Genomic DNA, 3,469 nt, shown 5'->3' on the forward strand with positions numbered 1-3,469 from the left:
CTACGAAACGCCAACTGTATGAGTAAGTCGCAAGACGAACTCTGTTGCTTATCCTACTTGTAAGGATAAACGACTGTTTGGGGTTGTATAGTCAAGTAATTAAGTGCATGTGGTGGATGCCTTGGCAGTCAGAGGCGATGAAAGACGTGATAGCCTGCGAAAAGCTCCGGGGAGGCGGCAAATATCCTGTGATCCGGAGATGTCTGAATGGGGAAACCCACTTACCATAAGGTAGGTATTGCATGATGAATACATAGTCATGCAAGGCGAACGAGGGGAAGTGAAACATCTCAGTACCCTTAGGAAAAGAAATCAATTGAGATTCCCTCAGTAGCGGCGAGCGAAAGGGGAAGAGCCCATTAAGTTATCTAAGTTCTAGTGGAATGCTCTGGGAAGTGCAACCATAGTGGGTGATAGTCCTGTACACGAAAGGGCTTAGATAATGATGTCGAGTAGGGCGAGGCACGTGAAACCTTGTCTGAATATGGGGGGACCATCCTCCAAGGCTAAATACTCCTGACTGACCGATAGTGAACCAGTACCGTGAGGGAAAGGCGAAAAGAACCCCTGTGAGGGGAGTGAAATAGATCCTGAAACCGCANGGTTTTGTTAGAGGAATGAGCTGGGAAGCTCAATCGTAGAGGGTGATAATCCCGTACTCGAAAACATTATCGTGGTACTAGGCTAACAACAAGTAGGGCGGGACACGTGATATCCTGTTTGAAGATGGGGGGACCATCCTCCAAGGCTAAATACTCCTGATTGACCGATAGTGAACCAGTACCGTGAGGGAAAGGCGAAAAGAACCCCTGTGAGGGGAGTGAAATAGATCCTGAAACCGCATGCATACAAGCAGTGGGAGCCGACTTGTTCGGTGACTGCGTACCTTTTGTATAATGGGTCAGCGACTTATATTCAGTAGCGAGGTTAACCGAATAGGGGAGCCGTAGGGAAACCGAGTCTTAATAGGGCGCATTAGTTGCTGGGTATAGACCCGAAACCAGGTGATCTATCCATGAGCAGGTTGAAGGTTGGGTAACACTAACTGGAGGACCGAACCCACTGTCGTTGAAAAGCCAGGGGATGACTTGTGGATAGGGGTGAAAGGCTAATCAAACTTGGTGATAGCTGGTTCTCCCCGAAAGCTATTTAGGTAGCGCCTCGGANATTGGGTAACACTAATTGGAGGACCGAACCGACTAATGTTGAAAAATTAGCGGATGACTTGTGGCTGGGGGTGAAAGGCCAATCAAACCGGGAGATAGCTGGTTCTCCCCGAAATCTATTTAGGTAGAGCCTTATGTGAATACCTTCGGGGGTAGAGCACTGTTTCGGCTAGGGGTCCATCCCGGATTACCAACCCGATGCAAACTGCGAATACCGAAGAGTAATGCATAGGAGACACACGGTGGGTGCTAACGTTCATCGTGGAGAGGGAAACAACCCAGACCGCCAGCTAAGGTCCCCAAGTACTAGTTAAGTGGGAAACGAAGTGGGAAGGCTTAGACAGCTAGGATGTTGGCTTAGAAGCAGCCATCATTTAAAGAAAGCGTAATAGCTCACTAGTCGAGTCGGCCTGCGCGGAAGATGTAACGGGGCTCAAACTAGTCACCGAAGCTGCGGCATCAATGGAAACATTGTTGGGTAGGGGAGCGTTGTGTAAGTCGAAGAAGGTGGATTGAGAAGTCTGCTGGAGATATCACAAGTGCGAATGCTGACATAAGTAACGATAAAACGAGTGAAAAACTCGTTCGCCGGAAGACCAAGGGTTCCTGTCCAACGTTAATCGGGGCAGGGTGAGTCGGCCCCTAAGGCGAGGCTGAAAAGCGTAGTCGATGGGAAACGGGTTAATATTCCCGTACTTGGTGTAATTGCGATGTGGGGACGGAGAAGGTTAGGTTATCAGGGTGTTGGATTACCCTGTTTAAGCTGGTAGTTGGGAAGATTAGGCAAATCCGGTCTTCTATTAACAACGAGAAGTGATGACGAGGCTCTACGGAGTTGAAGTAACCGATACCACGCTTCCAGGAAAAGCCACTAAGCGTCAGATTACACTAAACCGTACTATAAACCGACACAGGTGGTCAGGTAGAGAATACTCAGGCGCTTGAGAGAACTCGGGTGAAGGAACTAGGCAAAATAGCACCGTAACTTCGGGAGAAGGTGCGCCGGCGTAGATTGTAATCCCTCGCGGATGAAGGTTGAACCGGTCGAAGATACCAGCTGGCTGCAACTGTTTATTAAAAACACAGCACTCTGCAANNNGCCGGCGTAGATTGTAATCCCTCGCGGATGAAGGTTGAACCGGTCGAAGATACCAGCTGGCTGCAACTGTTTATTAAAAACACAGCACTCTGCAAACACGAAAGTGGACGTATAGGGTGTGATGCCTGCCCGGTGCTGGAAGGTTAATTGATGGTGTTATCGCAAGAGAAGCTCCTGATCGAAGCCCCAGTAAACGGCGGCCGTAACTATAACGGTCCTAAGGTAGCGAAATTCCTTGTCGGGTAAGTTCCGACCTGCACGAATGGCATAATGATGGCCAGGCTGTCTCCACCCGAGACTCAGTGAAATTGAAATCGCCGTGAAGATGCGGTGTACCCGCGGCTAGACGGAAAGACCCCGTGAACCTTTACTATAGCTTGACACTGAACATTGAATTTTGATGTGTAGGATAGGTGGGAGCCTTTGAAGATGACACGCGAGTGTTGTTGGAGGCGTCCTTGAAATACCACCCTTTAACGTTTGATGTTCTAACGAAGTACTCGGAACGAGTACTCGGACAGTGTCTGGTGGGTAGTTTGACTGGGGCGGTCTCCTCCCAAAGAGTAACGGAGGAGCACGAAGGTTTGCTAATCACGGTCGGACATCGTGAGGTTAGTGCAATGGTATAAGCAAGCTTAACTGCGAGACAGACAAGTCGAGCAGGTGCGAAAGCAGGTCATAGTGATCCGGTGGTTCTGAATGGAAGGGCCATCGCTCAACGGATAAAAGGTACTCCGGGGATAACAGGCTGATACCGCCCAAGAGTTCATATCGACGGCGGTGTTTGGCACCTCGATGTCGGCTCATCACATCCTGGGGCTGAAGTAGGTCCCAAGGGTATGGCTGTTCGCCATTTAAAGTGGTACGCGAGCTGGGTTTAGAACGTCGTGAGACAGTTCGGTCCCTATCTGCCGTGGGCGTTGGAGAATTGGTTGGGGCTGCTCCTAGTACGAGAGGACCGGAGTGGACGCACCGCTGGTGTTCCGGTTGTGTCGCCAGACGCATTGCCGGGTAGCTATGTGCGGAAGAGATAAGTGCTGAAAGCATCTAAGCACGAAACTTGCCAAGAGATGAGTTCTCCCAGACTTTAAGTCTGTAAGGGTTGTTGGAGACTACGACGTAGATAGGTCTGATGTGTAAGCGTTGCGAGACGTTGAGCTAACAGATACTAATTGCCCGAGAGGCTTAACTATACAACGCTCAA

At 49.8% G+C, this 3,469-nt stretch carries 1 rRNA gene; it reads left to right on the forward strand.

The annotated features are described in order from the left end of the window. The first annotated feature begins 89 nt into the window (after positions 1-89). Positions 90-3,458, forward strand: a 23S ribosomal RNA gene (locus tag ACERCG_RS12060). Positions 3,459-3,469 lie beyond the last annotated feature (11 nt).

This window comes from Mannheimia sp. E30BD (assembly GCF_041807785.1).
In the GTDB taxonomy this organism is placed as follows: domain Bacteria; phylum Pseudomonadota; class Gammaproteobacteria; order Enterobacterales; family Pasteurellaceae; genus Mannheimia.